This is a genomic window from Marinicellulosiphila megalodicopiae (genome assembly GCF_045862395.1).
GTDB lineage: Bacteria > Pseudomonadota > Gammaproteobacteria > Pseudomonadales > Natronospirillaceae > Marinicellulosiphila > Marinicellulosiphila megalodicopiae.
The window spans coordinates 2,065,985-2,084,874 of record NZ_AP023087.1; the positions used below are offsets into that span (position 1 = coordinate 2,065,985).

The 18,890-nt window shown below is 37.1% G+C and carries 14 protein-coding genes; 11 read left to right on the top strand and 3 right to left on the bottom strand.

What is annotated here, in order from left to right:
• The first annotated feature begins 2 nt into the window (after nucleotides 1-2).
• Complete coding sequence (locus TYM08_RS08780) at nucleotides 3-2,411, top strand: ATP-binding protein (RefSeq protein ID WP_422382598.1); 2,409 nt, start codon at nucleotides 3-5, stop codon at nucleotides 2,409-2,411.
• Nucleotides 2,412-2,434: 23 nt separating this feature from the next.
• Here TYM08_RS08780 and TYM08_RS08785 read toward each other — a convergent pair whose 3' ends face one another.
• Nucleotides 2,435-5,011 carry a DUF6055 domain-containing protein gene (locus tag TYM08_RS08785; RefSeq protein WP_422382599.1) on the bottom strand — a complete coding sequence of 859 codons (2,577 nt, stop codon included), beginning with the start codon at nucleotides 5,009-5,011 and terminating at the stop codon, nucleotides 2,435-2,437.
• A gap of 302 nt (nucleotides 5,012-5,313) precedes the next feature.
• Here TYM08_RS08785 and ndk point away from each other — a divergent pair, with 302 nt between their 5' ends.
• Genes ndk through TYM08_RS08835 form a run of 10 tightly spaced genes read left to right on the top strand, consistent with a single transcriptional unit; the run spans nucleotide 5,314 to nucleotide 14,310 of the window.
• Nucleotides 5,314-5,736 (top strand): nucleoside-diphosphate kinase, encoded by a 423-nt coding sequence (ndk, locus tag TYM08_RS08790; protein ID WP_422382600.1) that lies wholly within the window; start codon nucleotides 5,314-5,316, stop codon nucleotides 5,734-5,736.
• Nucleotides 5,737-5,741: 5 nt separating this feature from the next.
• A complete protein-coding gene (gene rlmN / locus TYM08_RS08795; protein WP_422382601.1) occupies nucleotides 5,742-6,890 on the top strand; it encodes a 23S rRNA (adenine(2503)-C(2))-methyltransferase RlmN in 1,149 nt (382 codons plus the stop codon).
• An 11-nt stretch (nucleotides 6,891-6,901) separates the two neighbouring features.
• Nucleotides 6,902-7,705, top strand: coding sequence for a tetratricopeptide repeat protein (locus TYM08_RS08800; RefSeq protein WP_422382602.1), 804 nt, complete (start codon nucleotides 6,902-6,904; stop codon nucleotides 7,703-7,705).
• A gap of 21 nt (nucleotides 7,706-7,726) precedes the next feature.
• Nucleotides 7,727-8,845, top strand: coding sequence for a flavodoxin-dependent (E)-4-hydroxy-3-methylbut-2-enyl-diphosphate synthase (gene ispG / locus TYM08_RS08805; RefSeq protein ID WP_422382603.1), 1,119 nt, complete (start codon nucleotides 7,727-7,729; stop codon nucleotides 8,843-8,845).
• Nucleotides 8,846-8,852: 7 nt separating this feature from the next.
• Entirely contained in the window at nucleotides 8,853-10,133 is a 1,281-nt protein-coding gene (gene hisS, locus TYM08_RS08810; RefSeq protein ID WP_422382821.1) for a histidine--tRNA ligase, read from the top strand.
• A gap of 16 nt (nucleotides 10,134-10,149) precedes the next feature.
• A complete protein-coding gene (locus tag TYM08_RS08815) occupies nucleotides 10,150-10,797 on the top strand; it encodes a YfgM family protein (protein WP_422382604.1) in 648 nt (215 codons plus the stop codon).
• A gap of 17 nt (nucleotides 10,798-10,814) precedes the next feature.
• Complete coding sequence (locus tag TYM08_RS08820; RefSeq protein ID WP_422382605.1) at nucleotides 10,815-11,966, top strand: PQQ-binding-like beta-propeller repeat protein; 1,152 nt, start codon at nucleotides 10,815-10,817, stop codon at nucleotides 11,964-11,966.
• 28 nt (nucleotides 11,967-11,994) lie between these two features.
• Nucleotides 11,995-13,440: a ribosome biogenesis GTPase Der gene (gene der / locus TYM08_RS08825; RefSeq protein WP_422382606.1), complete on the top strand. Its 1,446-nt coding sequence runs from the start codon at nucleotides 11,995-11,997 to the stop codon at nucleotides 13,438-13,440.
• A gap of 15 nt (nucleotides 13,441-13,455) precedes the next feature.
• Nucleotides 13,456-13,869 carry a hypothetical protein gene (locus tag TYM08_RS08830; protein WP_422382607.1) on the top strand — a complete coding sequence of 138 codons (414 nt, stop codon included), beginning with the start codon at nucleotides 13,456-13,458 and terminating at the stop codon, nucleotides 13,867-13,869.
• On the top strand, nucleotides 13,870-14,310 hold the full coding sequence (locus tag TYM08_RS08835) for an SRPBCC family protein (RefSeq protein ID WP_422382608.1): 441 nt from the start codon (nucleotides 13,870-13,872) through the stop codon (nucleotides 14,308-14,310).
• Between the two features lie 130 nt (nucleotides 14,311-14,440).
• Here the strand turns inward: TYM08_RS08835 and glnA are convergent, their stop codons facing one another.
• Both glnA and TYM08_RS08845 read right to left on the bottom strand, forming a co-directional pair.
• Nucleotides 14,441-15,847, bottom strand: a complete 1,407-nt coding sequence (gene glnA, locus TYM08_RS08840; protein WP_422382609.1) for a glutamate--ammonia ligase — start codon at nucleotides 15,845-15,847, stop codon at nucleotides 14,441-14,443.
• Between the two features lie 306 nt (nucleotides 15,848-16,153).
• Nucleotides 16,154-18,883 (bottom strand): DUF349 domain-containing protein, encoded by a 2,730-nt coding sequence (locus TYM08_RS08845; protein WP_422382610.1) that lies wholly within the window; start codon nucleotides 18,881-18,883, stop codon nucleotides 16,154-16,156.
• Nucleotides 18,884-18,890: the final 7 nt, after the last annotated feature.

The following is an 18,890-nucleotide window of genomic DNA, read 5'->3' on the forward strand; positions in this document are numbered from 1 at the left end:
GTATGGATATTAAAAAGAATGCATCTTTATTTAATTTAAGTATTAGGCGAAGAATAATAGTTAGCTTTGTATTGCTTTTTTGTGCGAGTTTTTCGGTGACGGTTTATAATTTATCGGGAATGACTGAAATTCGACAACTGTTTAATGATTTTAGAAAAGTCAGCTCAGGAACCAGCTTAATGTTAAAGGTTGATAATAATATTTCAGAATTACAACGAAATATTCTTATATACAGCCATACACAAAATAAAACCGTTATCTCTCAAATAATTGATATTCATCTGGAGTTGCTTGCTGATATTGACAAGTTGAGTCAAGAATACCCAGAAAAAATTAAAACCCCTGATTCACTTTTACTGCAATTTCAAAAAGGTGCGTCTCAATTTTCAGAAAAAATAGAGTCATTGCAACAACAACGAGTGAGTCGCGATCAGTTAGTGGAAGTGGATTTGCTGACTAAAATGGATTCTTTGGATCGAACATTTACTCAGTTAGAAATTATTGAAAGTATTAAAGGTGATGATGAAATTTTTGATCAAGTTACCCAAGCGAAGTTAAGTCTATTACAAACTGAGTTGTATATAGTTCAATATTTTGTCAATAAAAAAGCAGAATATAAATCGTTGATTGGGAAAAATATTAAGCAAACTAAATTAGTATTAAATGAAATTAAAGTATCAAATAATGTTAAAGACGTTCAAGTAAAAATCGAAATGATTGGTGAATTATTAGATGATGTGAATAAAATATTTAAAAAATCTGCTCAAGCAGAGCGAAATTATTTATTTTTAGTTAATGTGGTTATTGCTGGTGAAACCTCAGAATTAAGGATTTTGGCAGATAAATTAACCGATGAATTTTTAAAGGATGAAAAAAATGTGTTTGAAATTACAGATCAAGAATTATCATTTATCCAAAAAATATTATTAATAACCTCTGGTGCAGGTGCTTGTTTTGTTTTGTTTGTAGCAATTGTGACAGGAAGATCCATTAGTGAGCCTTTAAAATCCATTACTCAAATATTTGAAAAATTAGTCAGAGGTGAAAGTGTGGATCAAGTGCCAGGTTTTGATCGTAAAGATGAAATCGGGACCCTTGCCCAAGCTGCCAATGTGTTTCGAGCAAAGAACGAACAAACTAAATTGTTGTTAGAAAAATCTGAAATTGATAAACAGGAGTTGAGAAAAAGTGAAAAAGCGCTTCAATTGGCGGTTGTTACTGCAGAAAATGCGAATCAAGCAAAAAGTGAATTTCTTGCAAATATGAGTCACGAAATTAGAACGCCAATGAATGGCGTGATTGGTATGACAAATATTTTATTAGGTACAAAATTAGATTCAAAACAAACCACTTATACTAATACGGTTAAAAATAGTGCAGAAGCCTTGCTTGCAATCATTAACGATATTTTAGATTTTTCTAAAGTGGAAGCGGGTATGTTAAATATTGAAAACATTGAATTTAATTTATCGCAACTAATTGATGAGGTCGGAAGCACTTGTTTTTATCGGGCAGAGGAGAAAGGATTAGCTTTAAATTATTTCGATAATACAAACTATGATAAATGGTTATATGGTGATCCAGGAAGAATTCGCCAGGTTTTGAATAATTTAATTTCCAATTCTATTAAATTTACCGAGAAAGGAAGTGTCACAATTCGATGTTTACTAGAAGATGTTGAGCATCATCACTCTCATATACGAATTGAAGTTTCAGATACTGGAATTGGATTAAGTGATGATCAAAAAATGAATTTATTTGAAAGATTTAGCCAAGCTGATGGGTCCACAACACGAAAATATGGTGGAACAGGATTAGGGTTGGCAATCAGTAAGCATCTTATTGAATTAATGGGGGGAGAAATTGGAATTAGCAGTACTCTTGGTAAAGGCTCAACATTTTGGTTCACATTATTGTTAGAAAAATCGACTCATACACATCGTAATACTAAAACTGAAGAAAAAAACTCAACCGATGTACTTCTGGAAAACATTGATTTAAATTCCGATATATATTCAGCTAAAGTGCTTGTGGTTGAAGATAATTTTACGAATCAAATGGTTGCACAATGTATGTTAGAAGAGTTTGGAATTGTGCCAGATATTGCAGAAAATGGGCAAGAAGCGCTCGATGCAATGAGTGAAGTTCAATATGATATAGTCTTCATGGATTGTCAGATGCCAGTGATGGATGGTTATCAAGCAAGTCGTACTATTCGAAACCCAGAATCAAAGGCATATAACAAAGATATTATTATAGTGGCGATGACAGCCAATACTATGGAGGGTGATAGGGAGAGGTGTTTGGATGCTGGGATGAATGACTTTATTCCAAAACCGGTTGTCAAGGAGCACCTTAAAGGGGTGCTTAATAAATGGTGTCACTCTAATAAAGTAAAACCAACCCTTTAATTTAAAGGGCTGAAGGTGAGTGTTTACCAATAGTATGGAGGTTTGATGGTGATGTCATTAACGTTATTTAATCCTGTGCTGTTATCATCGACTAATCCGTAGTACCAGCCACTGTTTTTGTTTTGTGAGTAATATTCAATATCGCCAATAAATCCTGCAGTACCTGAAATACCTCCTCCTGGAAACCAGCCCATTGGGTACATTGTGGTTAATAAAGTTGCGTTGTCCAAAACATTAAAATTTGCCGCGCCATGGTGTGGATTGCTTGCTACTCCTACAATTGAAAGTGCACCTACTGTTGCATTGTCACCAATTTCACCATTAATGATCGTTGCGTGATCTTTGATGATAGCGTTTGCTCCAATTTGTCCTCCTAATACTTTTGCATATTGACCTACATATGCCGTGGCTGGAGTATTTGGTGTTGCGCATCCGTTACCATTTCCATGTCGTTGTGTGCCAGCAGGGCATTGTTCTAATTGGCCATCACTAAACCCTTTAGGCCAGGCGTTCTCAAATTCAACTAAATATGGATAGCGGTAAATGCTAGGATAAGCAGTGCCGTCAAAAGGCTGATTCCACTGGATTTTTTGATATTCAGTTGGGGTGGCAACGACAACTAAAAATAATCGCTCTCCAGGGGTAAAGCAAAATTGCATTTGACCTTCGTTTGAAGTTTGCAATTCACTGTAACGTGCAGTATCTAAATTTTGGTTGGTTGCAACCACTGCCCAGCGCCAGCCTGAATTGGCATTTTGTTGTTCAATTCCTTTAAAATGAATGGAAATGTCAGTTTCACCTGATTCTGGTATCAATTCAATTACGTTATATCCAAGTCGTTGAGGCGCCCAATGATAAGGTGATTGAAATCGACGATTTTGTTGCCAATTATTGTCTAATGATTCAAGTTGGGTTAAACGTAAACGTCGTTGAGAATAGTTGCTTTGCGTGTCATCAATAGCGCCATAATTACTTCGATAAATGGCGCCTTGATTAATGCCGTCAGGACTTTGGTAATCCCAAATAACGTTTTGCATGGCAAATTGCGCAAACTCATCGTTGAACCTTGCTATATCCCAGCCTTGCTGATACATCAGTTTTTGCCAAATATCTCGTTGTCCCACAGGGGCGGATTTTTGCCATATATCGTTCACAGCCGCTGGACAATAAGCGTCTTTTATATATTCAAAAAATTGCCAGTTACAGTATCGGTTACGAGTGTTGCCGTAATGTAAGTGGGTGCTGTTTGCAAGCATTTCTGAACAATGCACTTCATCGGGCCATATTTGATGTGGCGCCCAATTTGCGTGACTTTCATATGCCCAGCAGGACACACCGCCGCATTCTTTGATCCCATCTGATAGTATTTGTACGCCATGGACAAATTCATGAGCAAGGCCCCATTTATCTGCTGAAGCGCCAGACCCTATCCACATGCCTGCATAGGTTTTTCCATCACGTACCCAAATGCTTGCCTCCAAACCTTTTTTATCATCAAAGTGAACCGTTGCTTTGTATTTTTCAGCTGAATGACAAAATGGTGGCTCCATATTGATTGGCTCTGAAAAATATTGTGACCAAATAAACTCTAAATTTTCAAGGGCTAATTGTACTTGAGCATCAGTGACGGTTGAAATATTGACGCCACGATCTAAGTGGGCTTGAGTGATGCTGTTTTCGTCATGCCAATACACCGCAAAGTGTTCGCTTTCTGCGCGAAAAGGTCGATCTTGATCACCTGTCGTCCCAATAGGTCTTAAGTATTCTCCATCAATACAGCTTACTGTTGCCTCGCAGATTTGAGCGCGTTTTGGCATGGATGGATCAATCGAGCAAGCGGTGCTTATATCTGTTTCAGTATCCGTTCCTGTAATAGTGGCAGTTATAGTATTTGTTTGAGTGTTGGTATCGATTGTAGTTGAAGTTGTAGTTGAAGTTGTGCCATCAGTTACAGAATTTGTTTGAGTTTGAGTTTGAGTGTTGCAATCTAGTGATTCTAAATTAACGTTCATTAAACCCGTGCTGGAGATTTTAATTTCATCAATATTTGGTAAGCCTGATTCATTATTTGCTTGCAAAGTGATTTCATAGTTGCCTGATGAGGTGGCTTCAAAATTTAAAGTTTCAGTTTGCCATACAGTCCAATCATTATTGGCTGCAAACACTGCATTTTTGCTTTGTCCCGCAAGTGTGATGTATGAAGGTCTTTCTAAATTTGATCCATTACCAAATCGTATGGTGACTACTAAGCTCTGCCTTGATTCAATATGTATTTTCCAAGTAAACGCTGCACCATTTTCATTAGGACTATTTAATGCACCTGTACCATTTGGTGAATACTTGGTTTCAATGAATTGCTCATAATCACAAGCATGAACATTGCTTTCATCTAATATCAACTCTGACGGTGTATTTTGTTCAGTTTGAGTGTTTGTAGTGATTTCAGATTCTGTTTGTGTGAGGGTGTCGGTGGAGGTATCCAGTTCCGCTGTCGTGGTTGATTGATTCGTATTACTGATTGAATCCAATTCATTTGGTTTTGTTAAATCACAGCTTAAGATTGCAAGGGTTAATATCAAAGGTAAGTAAGGAAGTCGCATGGTATGCTCCAAAAATTGTTATTGAAATTATATTGAAATTACAATTTAAAACTGTGAGGTAACATCCAAGTAACAAATGTGGTTATTTATACCGAATTTGTAATTTTATGAAAAACTCTGAAAACCATATTTGCTGACTTTAAAATAGAAAACAATTTTTGAAAAAAATCTAAAGGAGTTAACACTTTAGCAATATTGCCTTTTGTATCGTTGAGTAATCAGATCGTGAATTGAATGGCATAAAGAGTGGATTGTGCGTATAATTCGCGCGATTTTATTTCTGTCAAACCTATAGGTATTTTATGTCAATTGAACGTACTTTTTCTATCGTAAAACCTGATGCAATCAAGCGTCAGCTATTTGGTCAAATCGAAGCGACAATTGAGTCTAAAGGCTTAAAAATCATTGCGGGTAAATTTTTACAATTAAGTCAAGAGCAAGCTGAAGGGTTTTATGCTGAACACGAAGGTCGTGAATTTTACGCTCCTTTAGTTGAATATATGACAAGTGGTCCAGTGTTTGTGCAAATATTAGAAGGCGAAAATGCCATTACTGCATACCGTGAATTAATGGGCACAACCAATCCAGAAACAGCCGCTGAAGGCACCATTCGTAAATTGTTTGCTGTTTCTATGCGCGAAAATTCAGTGCACGGTTCTGATTCTCAAGAATCCGCAACTCGTGAAATAGAATATTTTTTCCAACCTTCTGAGATCTGTGCCTAATCCTTATGAATGATGTCATTATATCAAGCGCTAAAACGAACCTTCTGGGGATGACGCTTCCTCAATTACAATCATATTTTATTGATGAACTTGGCGAAAAGAAATTTCGTGGGGCGCAAATCATGAAATGGATTCATCAACGTGGGGTTGATAATTTTGATGATATGACCGATCTATCCAAAGCATTGCGTGAAAAATTAAAAAACCATGCTGACATTATTTACCCTGAAGTCTTGGTTCAAAAAGAGTCTGTTGACGGAACGCGTAAATGGGTCATGAAAATGGATGGTGGCAATTCCGTTGAAACCGTTTTTATTCCTGAAGGTGATCGTGGTACGTTATGTGTGTCTTCACAAATTGGTTGTTCGTTAGATTGTTCATTTTGTTCGACAGGCAAGCAGGGGTTTAATCGAGATTTAACCAGTGCTGAAATTATTGCGCAGGTTTGGGTGGCCGCTAAAAGCTTTGATATTCCAGGTCAAGACCGTAAACGTCGTGTGACTAACGTTGTGATGATGGGGATGGGCGAACCTTTAATGAATTTTCAGCCTGTAATGGATGCCATCAATATTATGATGGAGGACAATGCATACTGTATTTCTAAACGTCGTGTCACATTAAGTACATCAGGTGTGGTGCCTAATATTGATAAAATGGCAGGATTAACTGATGTGTCATTGGCTATTTCGTTACATGCGCCTAATGATGAATTACGTAATCAATTGGTTCCTATTAATCGTAAGTATAATATTGCGATGTTGTTGGAGTCTTGTGCAAACTATTTGCAACATTTGCCAGACAAGCGAGTCATTACCATTGAATACACATTGATCAGCGAAATAAATGATGAGCAAGAGCATGCGCATCAGTTGGCAGAATTATTAAAAGACACACCATGTAAATTGAATTTAATTCCGTTTAATCCATTTCCAAACTCTGGGTATAAACGACCAAGTAATAATCGTATTCATCGCTTCAAAGATATAATGCATGAAGCAGGATACAATGTGACGGTTCGTAAAACTCGCGGAGATGATATAGATGCAGCTTGCGGGCAGTTAGTTGGTCAATTTGATGACCGAACAAAACGAAGCGTGAAATTTGTTGATGCAGTGGCTAACGGTCAAACCGCCAGTCAAATTGCCCATAAATAATAGGAAACATCATGAATAAATTTATCGTAATGAGTTTTTGTTGTGTATTGAGTGTCACCTTAGCAGGTTGTTATGCTCCAGTGAATAAATCAGGCGGAAAAGCCCTGGTTTATGAAACACCGAGATCCGAATCTCAAAAAGCGGCGGATAATTATATTGCATTGGCTTTTCAATATATTAATGCAGGTCAATTAGGAACTGCGCGTTCAAAATTGGATCAAGCGAAAAACTTTGATTCTACTAATCCAAAGGCTTATTTAGGTTATGCGTTAATCTATGATCAAGAGCAAGAAACTCGATTAGCTGAAGAAAACTTTAATAAAGCGGCAGCGCATGGCGGTGGGGCAGAAGTGTCGATGTATCATGCTTTGTTTTTATATAACCAAGCTCGATTTACTCAGGCCCAGGTGCATTTTGATAAATGCATCAATGATGCAACGTTTGATAAGCGTGCATTATGTTTTGAATTGGCGGGTTTTAACCAAATGCGATTGAATAATCCACAAAAAGCCATTGCTTCATTTATTAAAGCCACACAGATTAATCCTAATATGCCTGTTTCTTATTTGTCTTTGGCTAATTTGTATATTCAAAGTGGTGAAAATAAATTAGGTTACGATGCCTTCAAACAATACGATCAAATGGCTATTTATATTGAATCTGTTAATCATACCGCTCAGTCTCTTTGGATCGGTATTCAATTAGCAAGTGCAGTAGGTGAAAAAAGTGAAGTATTAACGTTTGCTAATAAATTAAATAAGCAATTTCCAGGAAGTGAAGAAGTGAAATTGTATAATGCTTGGTTGCAAAATTAAGTGGTGCGAGTGAATAAATAGATGAACAAACAAGGTAAAAGTCCAATAATTCGCAGGTTGTCGCGTAAAATTTACGTAGGTGATGTGGCTGTCGGTGGAGATGCACCGATTTCTGTACAGTCTATGACCAATACAGAAACTTGCGATGTACAAGCAACTGTTAAGCAAATTAATGATTTAGTAAATGCCGGTGCTGATATTGTGCGTGTCTCGGTACCTTCAATGGAAGCGGCGGAAGCTTTTGGTAAAATCAAAAAATTAGTTAATGTGCCTTTGGTCACCGATATTCATTTTGATTACAAAATTGCATTACGTGTGGCGGAACTGGGCGCGGATTGTTTGCGAATCAATCCAGGTAATATTGGTCGTGAAGATCGTGTGCGCCAAGTGGTTGATGCGGCAAAACATCATGGCATTCCTATTCGTATTGGTGTGAATGCAGGCTCATTAGAAAAAGATCTACAAAAAAAATACGGTGAACCTACGCCTGAGGCGATGGTTGAATCTGCCATGCGTCATGTGGATATTTTAGATCGATTAAACTTTCCTGATTTTAAGCTAAGTTTAAAGGCCTCGGATGTGTTTATGACCGTGGCAGCGTATCGTCAAATTGCAGGACAAATCGAGCAGCCTTTGCATTTAGGTATTACAGAAGCTGGTGGCTTGCGTTCAGGTACAGTCAAATCCGCTGTGGGTTTAGGTATGTTATTAAATGACGGCATCGGCGATACGATTCGAATTTCATTAGCGGCCGATCCTGTAGAAGAAATTAAAGTGGGTTTTGATTTATTAAAATCATTACGCTTGCGCTCAAAGGGGGTGAACTTTGTTGCTTGCCCAAGTTGTTCGCGTCAAAACTTCGATGTGATCAGCACAATGAATCAATTAGAGTCGCGCTTGGAAGACGTGCTGACACCCATAGATGTGGCCGTGATTGGTTGTATTGTAAATGGGCCGGGTGAAGCAAAAGAAGTGGATGTGGGTCTAACAGGTGGTACACCTAATAATTTGATTTATTTAGATGGAAAACCATTTACAAAATTAAAAAATGAAGAGTTAGTTGACGGGTTTGAAAAATTAATTCGTGAACAAATAAAAATAAAAGAAGCGTTGTTAGAAGACGTCATAATAAAGTCGTAGAGGAATTATTTTGAGTAAGATTCAAGCCATTAGAGGCATGAACGATATTTTACCAGGCCAATCAGAGATCTGGTTATATGTAGAAGACACCATTAAACAAGTATTAAAAAACTTTGGTTATCAACATGTTCGTATGCCAATTGTTGAAAAAACAGGTTTATTTACCCGTGGTATTGGTGAAGTAACCGATATCGTCGAAAAAGAAATGTATACCTTTTTGGATCGTAACGACGAAAGCTTAGCGTTACGTCCTGAAGGCACTGCAGGTTGCGTACGTGCTGGTATTGAACATGGTTTGTTTCATAATCAGATTCAACGTCTTTGGTATACTGGGCCGATGTTTCGTTATGAAAAACCACAAAAAGGGCGCTACCGTCAATTTCATCAAATTGGGGTTGAAACCTTTGGTATGGCCACCGCACAAATTGATGCTGAGTTAATTATTTTAACAAGCAATATTTGGAAAGCGTTTGGTATTACTGATTCGTTAGAATTGCAACTCAATACATTAGGTTCAAACGAAGCGCGTGCAAATTATAAAGTGGCGTTGGTTGATTTTTTAAACGGCATCAAAGCCGATTTAGATGAAGACAGTCAAAACCGTATTGATACGAACCCTTTACGAGTATTGGACAGTAAAGAAGCCACGACGCAAACATTATTAGACGGCGCACCTGATTTTAATGACTACATCGATGATGAATCAAAAGCGCACTTTGAAGAATTAAAAGCCTTATTAGATGCATCAGGTGTTGTTTATACATTAAATCCTCGTTTAGTTCGTGGTTTAGATTATTACAATAAAACCGTTTTTGAATGGGTCACTAAAGAATTAGGCTCGCAAGGTACAGTTTGTGGCGGTGGACGTTACGACTCTTTAGTTGAACAACTAGGTGGGAAATCAGTTCCTGCTTCTGGTTTTGGGATGGGGGTTGAGCGATTTATTCTATTATTAGAGGCGATGGATGCTTTACCTGAAGCCATTAAAGCTACGCCAGATGTGTATTTTGTGGCAGCAGGAGACGGTTGTAGTGTTGCTCAGTTCAAATTAACGCAACAATTACGTGAACATTTGCCAAATATCCATATAATCACCGACTGCACAGGTTCTAAGTTTAAAGCTCAAATGAAAAAAGCCGATGCCAGTGGTGCAAAAGTATGTTTGATTTTAGGTGAAAACGAATTAAGTGAGCAAACTATTGCGGTTAAAGATTTACGTAATGGTGAACAAAATGTGATTCAGTGGGACAAGCTGAATAACGAATTATTAATAATATTAGAAAAGTAAATTTAAGGGGAAAAGTGTGAACGAAACAGATCAGGAACAAATCGAATCATTAAAGCAATTTTGGGCTCAATGGGGTAATGCGATTATTGCTATTGTGGTGCTATTGGCAGTTTTAATGATTGGTTCAAACGTATGGAGCGATTCAGTTCGTAAAAGCAAAGAAACGGTATCAGATGAATATCAATTAGTTGTTCAGTTATTAAGTGAAAATGCCCAATTAGATTCTGCTCAACAATTAGCGTTATCGGAACTTTCTAACGGTATGAAACACAAATACCCAGACAGCATTTATACTAATTTAGCAGCTTTAAATGTTGCTCAACAATCTGTAGTTGCTGGAAAATTAGATAACGCATTGATTGAGCTGGATTATGTAATTGCTAAAAGCGGTGATCAAAGCATGATTGAAATCGCAACTGAACGTAAAGCTAAAATTCTTCTTGAAAAAGGTGACTTTGATGCTGCATTAACCGCCATCTCCCTTAAAAAAGTAGAAACTATGACGGTTCAATTTTTAGAAACAAAAGGGGATATTTTAGTGAAACAAGGTAACGTTGAAGATGCGAAAGTTGCGTATCAATCGGCGATTGACCAATCTGTTGAATTAAGATTGAACTCTAAAAATATTAAACAAAAATTAAACGATATCACTATCGCTCAATAATTATTTTAAGGTAGAACATGAACATAAAAGTATTAGCATGGGTTTTCAGTTTTTTTGCATTTTTCTTGCTAATCAGCTCATGTTCTTCCGGTAAAGTGAAACGTAAACCTACACCATTAGCAGAAGTTTCGTTAATTGGTGCAAAGTTTAAACTTAATTGGTCTGTAGATTTGGGCTCAGAGTCCACCTTTCAAAGAATCCAACCTGATATACATGACAGTTATATATTAACCGTAGCTACAAATGGCGATATCAGTAAAATTGATCGTCAAACTGGTGATGTGATTGAGCGTTTTTGGTTGGAGCCAATTTCAACAGGTGTTAAACAAACCAGTCTTGGTTTCAGTTATGTCAATCAAGATGGGTTTTTGAAGCATCGTAAAAATAATCGTGAATTACTATGGTCAAGTGAATTAAAATCCTTAGCATTTCATGCTCCTATTGAAATTGATGGTCAGTTGGTCGTGCAAACCATTGATGGGCGTTTAAGTAGTTTTGATATTAAATCAGGGCAGTTGCAATGGGTTTACCAAATTGTACAGCCAGAATTAACCATTAAAGGACAGGCAGAGCCTTTAATTTATAAGAATAACATCGTTACCGCATTTGCTAATGGTCGTGTGGTTAGTGTTGATGCCGCAACAGGTGACGTGAATTGGGAGTATTCACTTAAAGGTGCTGTCAGTTCAAACGTATTAGAAAACTTGTTAGATATCGATGCGCCAATGCAAATTTTTGGAAATCAATTATTTGTGATGGGTAATCATGGAAACATGACAGTCTTAGATTTGGAAAGAGGTTCGCCACTTTGGGAAAAGGATGTTCAAAGTTTAAAAGCATATGCATTAGATACAACAACAAATCGTTTATATATCGTGTTAACTGATGGGTCAATTACTGCTATGAATATGGCAAGTGGAACCTATGAGTGGCATGAAAAATTCTTACTATATCGTAACCCAACGGGCATTATTTTAGTGAACGGTGTTTTGCTTGTAGGGGATTATGAAGGGTATTTGCATGTGATATCGACAAAAAATGGACAGCCATTAAATAGACGATTAATAGACAAAGCAGGCATCCAAACACAGTTAATTGAATATGACGAAACCGTTTATATTCAAGGTCAAAGCGGCCATATAATATCTTTAAACGTAAGCGAGCTTTAATCGCTTACGTCTCTATCTGGAAAAAAACATGTTACCCGTCATTGCCTTAGTTGGCCGCCCTAATGTGGGCAAATCTACATTATTTAACCGATTAACCAAAACCAGAGATGCGTTAGTAGCCGACTACCCCGGCTTAACACGTGATCGTAAATATGGTGATGGAAAAACAGGCGAAGTACCTTATATTGTTGTTGATACTGGTGGTATCAGTGGTATGGAAGAGGGGATCGACTATGAAATGGCCGAGCAATCTTTTGCTGCCATAGATGAGGCGGATATCATTTTATTTTTGGTAGATGCAAAAGCAGGCATGACTGCCTCAGACCAAATGATTGCCGAGTACCTTCGCAAAGAAAATAAAAAAACCTATTTAGTCGTTAATAAAACCGACGGATTAGATGCAGACATCGTTACTGCAGATTTCCATGCATTAAGTTTGGGTGTCCAGCCTATGCCAATTGCTGCATCACAAAATCGTGGTGTGACAAAGTTAATGGAATTGGTGTTAGAGCCGTATCTTGAAGCTTTTGCAGATTATCAAGAAGAGCAAAACAATCATAAAGGCATTAAAATTGCCGTGATCGGTCGTCCAAATGTGGGTAAATCTACATTAGTAAATCGTATGCTTGGAGAAGAGCGTGTTGTGGTTTATGACGAGGCTGGCACAACCCGTGATAGTATTTATATTCCTTTTGAGCGTGAAGGTGAAGACTACACATTAATTGATACAGCAGGTGTGCGTCGTCGCAAAAATATTGAAGAAGCGGTTGAGAAATTTTCTATTATTAAAGCGCTTCAAGCCATTCAAGATTGTAATGTAGCCATTTTGGTTGTGGATGCGCACGTTGGTTTGGTTGAACAAGATTTACATATGTTGGGGTTTGTGCTCAATTCAGGTCGTGCGTTAGTGGTTGCCATTAACAAGTGGGACGGCATGGAATTGTACGATAAAGAACGTGTAAAAACTGAATTAGATCGTCGTTTACCATATTTGGATTGGGCGGATAAACATTTTATCTCAGCAAAACATGGTACAAACGTAGGACACTTATATAAGTCGATTCATACAGCCTATGATTCAAGTACAGCAAAATGGTCAACGAATTATTTAACAGGTGTATTGCAAGGTGCGATTGAGACTCATCATCCTCCTTTAGTGCGTGGACGTCGAATCAAACTACGTATGGCGCATCAAGGTGGATCAAATCCACCAGTAGTTGTGATCCATGGTAATCAAACAAAAGAAGTCCCGGGTTCATACAAGCGGTATTTAGAAAATACGTTCCGTAAGGTATTGGGGATTCGTGGCACGCCAATTCAGTTTGAATTTAAAACCACCGTTAATCCATTTGCAGATAAAAAAGAAAAACTGCATTCAGGTCGTTATACTAAGCAAAAAGTGGATTATTCTTTAGAGGCTAAACCTAAAAAAGGTGAGGGTAAACAATCTAAGTCCATTTCTAAAAAGCGTTAAGTAGGATTGATTAGATTGAAAAAAATAAATGCGTCCCACCCATATGTTCAAGCATGGCACTTTATTTTATTATTAAGTGCGGTGCTAGCATTTTATATGTGGCCTCAAGCTATGATTGAGCATCGATTAAAATCTTTTTTTGCGGTTTTAATCGTATTGGGTATCTTTTTTGTGCATGTCGTGTTCGTTAATAACTATGATCTGTACAAAGCAAAAGAGCCGCTATTAAGTTTTGAAATCCCCATTCCCGGTTGGTTAAAAATTGTTTGGGAAATATTGTTGTTTGCAAGTGCGACTTGGATCTATGCTCAAAATCAATCGAGTTTATTTCTACAGTTTTATGTTTTTGCAATTGTATTGTTGTATCTATTAAGCTGGGATCGTACTTGGCATATGTTGATAGGAAAAAAGAAAAAAGGCAGTGAATAAGTGAAATATAAATTAATTACCACAATTGATAGGCCGATCAAGGAAATTTTTGATTTAATGATCAACCCTGAGTATTTTAATCAATGGCAAAAAACATTCATTGATTATGAGGTATTATCTGGAAAATTAGCTGAGCAGGGATGTCAGACACAATTAAATTATCGTTATGGAAAAAAAATATTACAAATGAAAGAAACGCTATTAACTATTGAGGCGCCACTTGCATATAGTGTGACATATGAAACCGACACAGTATGGAATCATGTGCAAAATCGATTTCATAAGTTGTCAGAAAATAAAACACAATGGACATTTGAAACCGAATTTAAATGCAAAGGTTGGTTGAAAATAATGGCTAAAATTATGCCGTTTATTTTTAAAGGTGAATCCAAAAAAGCGATGAAAAGTTTTAAAATTTTTGTCGAGTCTAAGCAAAATTAAATAGTATTTATTTAGAATGATAAAGCCAGTTTTAGCTGGTTTTTTTATATCTGTTGTCGCAGTTAATTAAAATTCAATTCAAAAAAAACCCAGCATGCGCTGGGTTTTTTGTGCTAATTAGAAAAACTAATTAACAGCTGTAGTACATATCAAATTCTACTGGGTGAGTAGTAGAGTTAACACGTTCTACTTCTTCCATTTTCAATGCGATGTAACCTTCGATCATATCCGCAGTGAATACATCACCTTGCATTAAGAATTCTTTATCCGCTTCTAATGCTTCTAAAGCTTGTTCTAAGCTAGATGCAACTGTTGGGATACCCGCAGCTTCTTCAGCAGAAAGATCATATAAATCTTTATCAGCAGCAGCGCCTGGGTGAATTTTGTTTTTGATACCGTCAATACCAGCCATCAACATTGCCGCAAAACATAAGTATGGGTTAGCTGTTGGATCAGCAAAACGCGCTTCAATACGCTTGCCTTTAGGAGACGCTACGTAAGGAATACGAATCGATGCAGAACGGTTACGTGCAGAGTACGCTAACATTACAGGTGCTTCAAAACCAGGAACTAAACGCTTGTAAGAGTTAGTTGATGCGTTAGCAAAAGCATTGATCGCGCGAGCGTGCTTGATGATACCGCCAATGTAGAACAAAGCCATTTCAGAAAGACCAGCATAATCATCGCCAGCGAATTGGTTTTCGCCATCTTTCCAGAAAGATTGGTGAACATGCATACCAGAACCGTTGTCACCAACAATTGGTTTAGGCATGAACGTAGCTGTTTTGCCATAAGCGTGAGCAACGTTATGTACGCAATACTTAAGTACTTGTACTTCATCGGCTTTTTTAACTAGCGTGTTAAATTTAATACCGATTTCGTTTTGGTTGGCTGTTGCTACTTCATGGTGATGCACTTCAATTTCTAAGCCCATTGCTTCCATTGCGTTACACATTTGTGCACGAATGTCATGTGAAGAGTCAACTGGTGGCACTGGGAAGTATCCGCCTTTAACGCCTGGACGGTGACCCATGTTGCCAGCTTCGTAAGCTTTGCCTGAGTTCCATGCTGCTTCTTCAGAATCGATCTTAACGAAACAACCTGACATATTTACGTCCCATTGAACGCTGTCAAAGATGAAAAATTCTGGTTCAGGACCGAAAAACGCAGTGTCGCCTAAGCCTGTTGTTTGTAAGAATGCTTCTGCACGTTTAGCAACAGAACGTGGGTCACGCTCGTAACCTTGCATTGTGTTTGGTTCAATGATGTCACAACGTACGTTAACAGTTGCATCTTCAGTAAACGGATCTAAAACCGCTGTTGAATCATCAGGCATCATGATCATGTCTGATTCGTTAATGCCTTTCCAACCTTCGATAGAAGAGCCATCGAACATTTGGCCGTTTTCAAAAAAGTCTTCATCTACAGTTTTCGCAGGAACAGTAACGTGATGCTCTTTACCACGAGTATCTGTAAAGCGAAGATCAACCCATTTCGCTTCAGTCTCTTTGATTAAATTTAATGTATTTTGTGACATTGTCGTCTCCAGTTTTAGATAGCCAATTAATTGGCCGATATACAAAGTGTAAAAGTTATAATTAAGCGCTCACTCATAAAATTAAGGCGAGTTTGAGCTAAAATAAACGGCGAATATAGTAACAAATAGAGCTTTAAAAGATAGCGTTATTTTGGTGCAATAAAAATTTTATTGGATTACGTGTTTTGAAAATGCAAAAAAAAGGAATATGGCACATATGTAGTGTGTCATATTCCTAAGTTGTTGAAAATTTGATCAAATTAATAGTCGTTTGATATAGTCGTTAAATATAGTAATTCAATATAGTTATTCAATAATAGTATCGCGACAAATTTTAAAACGTTCTTTAAGTGGTGCGCGCACTTCATCTGAAATAGGTCCCAGTGAATACCATTGTCTTGTCAGTTCATCTAATTGCTCGCGTACGGTATCAGACTGTCCAAAATCATTTTTTAAACGCTCAACCTGTAAATGCATTCTTAATGCTTGTTCAGCAGTTGGGGATTCAATATTGGCTAATATCTCCATACGTATGCAGATTTCATTTAACGTCGAGGCGCAGTGGTCAATTTCTGTGATGGAATTTTCTAAAACTCGATCCACACGAGACTGAAAACCAATAATATCATAAGGTAAATTTTGAATATTGTTGCTGTCTTGTTGTAGTTGTTCTTTTAAATGATCATAACTGGATTCATTTAGCCAAGCTTCTTCACAAGCTTCGACGTCTTTTGCCAGTTTTTCAAGATTGATCCATTTTTCTTCTTGTTTAGATAAACGTAATTGGCGATTCTTTTTAATGATTGCATCCGCTGCTGCTCGAAAGCGATTTTGTGTGGTTTCAATGGATGGTTTTGGAATCATTCCCACTTGCTTGTATTCTTCTTGTAGGGCTTCAGCTACATTTAAATCAAGAGTATCAGCGGCTAAAAGCGCTTCTAATTTGTCACAGATTTCGTTGGCTGCATTTAAATTGTCTTGTAGCTGTTTTTTAAATTCTTTTGATTGTGCATTACGTTTTTCAAATACAGCATCGCAATTTTTACGAAATTCTTCCCATAGTTTTTGTTCCGTTTTACGCTCAATTAACCCAACATTTTTCCATTGTTGTTGTAATGATTTAATGGTTTCAACAGATTCGCGTGCATTCTCGATTGTGATGGCTTCTTCGGCTTTTTTAATTAAATTTTCTTTAATTAATTGATTGTCTGCAAATTCCACGTCCAATTGTTTTTGAATATTTTGAATGCATTCATTAAATTGCTTTTGTACTTTTTGCGAAGCAGAGCGTTCAACAGGTGAGTAGGACTGCCATTGTTCTTTTGCTGCACGTAATAACTTAATAACCTGTTTGAAATCTGCACCTGACCAGTTCATACCAGCAATATATTCTTGTAACTGTAAAACCATCTGTTCGCGTTTTTCTAAATTGGTTTTACGTAATTGTCCAACTTCATCAAAAAATGATTTGCACGGAGCATAGGCTTTTTGTGCGTGTTCATTAAATTGCTCCCAAAGTTCTTGATGTTTATCAGAAGAGCCTTGGCTTAATTGTTTCCATTGAGTTTGTAGATCTTTTACTTTGTTGGCTAATAATTCTGGATTAATGCCGCAATTAATCAGTTTTTCCATTTTAGCAATTAACTCAAGCTTTTTAGGTTCGGTGGCGTATTCGTGCCAGTCCTGTAATTTAGCAAGCTTCTCATTAAATTCTTCAAGCTTTTTGTTTAACATAGCAGGGGCTTTATCAAGATCGATTTTTTCTAATTGATCTTCAATGCCTTTATTAATGCCAGCAGAACGACGAACTTGGCCGTTATTAATGGCAGAAAAGCCACGTCTAAATAAATTAAATAATTCATCAATTGCCGCTTTTTGTTCCGCTTTTTGCTCTTTGAAGGCTTTTTTGCGCTCAAAAATGGCATGTTGAGCTTTGACAATGCTTTCGTGGTTTGACTGTTTGATTTCAGCAGGTAAAGACTTAAACCAAGTTTCTAACTCGGCACTTGCTTGAGACTCATTAATGTTTTGTTCAACAAATTTTGAAACCAAACGAGAAAGTGTGTTTTCTGCTTCAGCAAAATTTTGCAAGCGTTGTAATTGTTTAACCGCCGATTCTGAAAGATTTTCTTTTAATGTGTCGACAAATAAATGTTGTAATGCTTCAAAAGCTTCGTCGTTTTGATTGTCTAATAAATCTAGGCAGGCGTTTTTGCATGTTTCAACTAATTGAGTTTCTTTTTCGTTATCCAAAGTCTCAACTTCTTCAATGACTAATTCAACAGGTTGTTGTGTTTGCTTGTCTTGTTTGGCTGTTTGTTTTTCTTCTAATTCAAAGATTGTATTTTCACAGATCAATTTAGCCTGTTCAAATTGTTCTAATTGTGAGGTGCTTGGATGAAAACGGGCATCACTATGATCGATATACTGCTGCCAAGTTTGAATTAATAATTCTAGTTTCGCTTCAAATTGAGGGGCATAAGTGCTGCTGGCTAATTTAGTTAGGGACTCTAAATTATGTGCAACTTGATTTTGTATTTCTAATAATGCTTGTTCAGCTTGAGTATGTAGGTTTACTTTTTCTTGAGCGGCACGGTAAATGGTTTTGTCTTTACCTTTAGTTGCGCTCAATAATGTTTCAAAGGATTTAATGTCAGTTAATTGATTAAACGCATGGGTTCTGGATTTTGCAGTCAATCCTTCTTGAGCAAATTGCAAAAATAATTTTTCATTGGCGTTCGGGCATAATTGGGTTAATGCCTCTTTGTTATCAAGTAATAATCCAATTTGTAATAATCGATCAATTTGAGAAATGTTTTGTTTGATGTCGCTGATGCTGATTTTGTCTTCATTGCATAATGTCACGATACGCAGGCATAATTGTTTTTCTTGTTGGGTGCTGCTTGCATGAATTAATTTAGAAAATAATTCCTCGCTGTTATCGATATCATTAATTGAAACTTCTTTAATAACAGGGGCTTTTTTTGCAGGGGTGTCTTTAGCGGTTTTACGTTTTCTAAAAAGTGAAAAAATCATGAAGATT